General features: G+C 32.5%; 3 protein-coding genes and 1 pseudogene. All 4 read left to right on the top strand.

What is annotated here, in order from left to right; translation table 11 throughout:
* Nucleotides 1-134 precede the first annotated feature (134 nt).
* Nucleotides 135-707, top strand: coding sequence for a D-sedoheptulose 7-phosphate isomerase (gene gmhA, locus AJN60_RS00620; RefSeq protein ID WP_070285677.1), 573 nt, complete (start codon nt 135-137; stop codon nt 705-707).
* A gap of 94 nt (nt 708-801) precedes the next feature.
* On the top strand, nt 802-1,434 hold the full coding sequence (locus AJN60_RS00615; RefSeq protein WP_070285676.1) for a zeta toxin family protein: 633 nt from the start codon (nt 802-804) through the stop codon (nt 1,432-1,434).
* Nucleotides 1,434-1,568: pseudogene (locus AJN60_RS09665) on the top strand (MerR family DNA-binding transcriptional regulator); the annotation flags it as partial. The gene AJN60_RS00615 and the pseudogene AJN60_RS09665, both read left to right, overlap by 1 nt.
* 95 nt (nt 1,569-1,663) lie before the next feature.
* Nucleotides 1,664-2,205 (top strand): D-sedoheptulose 7-phosphate isomerase (gmhA, locus tag AJN60_RS00605; protein ID WP_070285674.1); only part of this gene is annotated, 542 nt, incomplete at its 3' end.

Here is a 2,205-nt window from a genome sequence, read left to right as displayed (position 1 = left end):
GATATTTTGGTTAAAGGGGCTGATTATAAAGATAAGCTTGTTGTGGGTGCGGATATCGTTTCAAGGGTTAAATTAATCGACTTTGAAGAAGGATTTAGTACGAGCAAGATCATAGAAAAGATTAAGGATAAAAAATGATAAATTTAGTGGAAAAAGAATGGCAAGAACATCAAAAAATCGTTCAAGAAAGTGAAATTTTAAAAGGACAAATCGCTAAAGTAGGCGAACTTTTATGTGAGTGCTTAAAAAAAGGTGGCAAAATTTTGATTTGTGGAAATGGTGGAAGTGCAGCTGATGCTCAGCATTTTGCGGCTGAACTTAGCGGGCGTTATAAAAAAGAACGCAAGGCTTTAGCAGGTATAGCACTTACAACCGATACTTCAGCACTTAGTGCTATAGGAAATGACTATGGTTTTGAGTTTGTTTTTTCAAGACAAGTGGAAGCTTTAGGAAATGAAAATGATATTTTAATCGGTATTTCAACGAGCGGAAAAAGCCCTAATGTTTTAGAAGCTTTTAAAAAAGCAAAAGAACTTAATATGCTTTGTTTAGGGCTTAGCGGAAAAGGTGGTGGAATGATGAATAAGCTTTGTGATCATAATCTTGTTGTACCAAGCGATGATACGGCTAGAATTCAAGAAATGCATATTTTGATCATACACACACTTTGTCAGATCATAGATGGGAGCTATAAAACTGATTTATAAAAACCTATGAAAAACTATAAATAAATATCAAATATTTTTAGATTTTTATTGAAAATTTATTATTATTACTTAAAATTTATACAAGGAACTTTTTATGGTAAATCAACCAACGGCTACTATTTTTGCTGGTGTAAATGGTGCAGGAAAGACTACTTTATATTTTTTAGCACAAGAGCAAGGAATAAATTTAGGTTATCGCATAAATGTAGATGAGATAGCTCAAAGCATTGGAGATCATAGAGATAGACAAACTCAAATTCGTGCCTCAAAGATAGCTATAAAAATGCGTAAAGTATATATAAATGATAAACTTAATTTTAATCAAGAAACTACGCTTTGCGGAAAAGCTATATTAAATCTATTTAGTGAATTAAAAGAGCATGGTTATAAAATCAATTTACACTTCGTAGGACTTGATAGCCCGCAAACTGCAAAAGCACGAGTAAAAATAAGAGTAGCTAAAGGCGGACACGACATAGAGCCACATTTAATAGATAAAAGATATTATGAAAGTATGCAAAATCTTTTAAAAATTATGCCATTATGTGATGAGATTTTGGTTTATGATAATACTAAAAATTATGAATTAATTGCAAAGATAACAAATGGGATATTGGATTTGCAAAATAATGTTGCTTGGTTTAATGATTTAATATCAGATAAAACACAATCCAAAAGCCACTCTTGTAATAATGAATATAATCATTCTAGTAGAATTAAACTATAATGAATAAGCTCATTTCTATCGGACATGCTGCAAATTTACTTGGTGTTACAATACAAACAATCCGCAATTGGGATAAGCAAGGCTTTTTAAAACCCGATATTTTGGTTAAAGGGGCTGATTATAAAGATAAGCTTGTTGTGGGTGCGGATATCGTTTCAAGGGTTAAATTAATCGACTTTGAAGAAGGATTTAGTACGAGCAAGATCATAGAAAAGATTAAGGATAAAAAATGATAAATTTAGTGGAAAAAGAATGGCAAGAACATCAAAAAATCGTTCAAGAAAGTGAAATTTTAAAAGGACAAATCGCTAAAGTAGGCGAACTTTTATGTGAGTGCTTAAAAAAAGGTGGCAAAATTTTGATTTGTGGAAATGGTGGAAGTGCAGCTGATGCTCAGCATTTTGCGGCTGAACTTAGCGGGCGTTATAAAAAAGAACGCAAGGCTTTAGCAGGTATAGCACTTACAACCGATACTTCAGCACTTAGTGCTATAGGAAATGACTATGGTTTTGAGTTTGTTTTTTCAAGACAAGTGGAAGCTTTAGGAAATGAAAATGATATTTTAATCGGTATTTCAACGAGCGGAAAAAGCCCTAATGTTTTAGAAGCTTTTAAAAAAGCAAAAGAACTTAATATGCTTTGTTTAGGGCTTAGCGGAAAAGGTGGTGGAATGATGAATAAGCTTTGTGATCATAATCTTGTTGTACCAAGCGATGATACGGCTAGAATTCAAGAAATGCATATTTTGATCATACACACACTTTGTCAGAT

The organism is Campylobacter sp. BCW_4323 (genome assembly GCF_001763115.1).
Lineage (GTDB): Bacteria > Campylobacterota > Campylobacteria > Campylobacterales > Campylobacteraceae > Campylobacter_D > Campylobacter_D jejuni.
Note: the sequence above shows the minus strand (reverse complement) of the source record. Positions and strands in the feature narration are given on the sequence as shown.

Bases quoted from the DNA above. Each gene is read 5' to 3' on its own strand.
- gmhA (WP_070285677.1), top strand. From the start codon at position 135: ATGATAAATTTAGTGGAAAAAGAATGGCAAGAACATCAAAAAATCGTT.
- AJN60_RS00615 (WP_070285676.1), top strand. From the start codon at position 802: ATGGTAAATCAACCAACGGCTACTATTTTTGCTGGTGTAAATGGTGCA.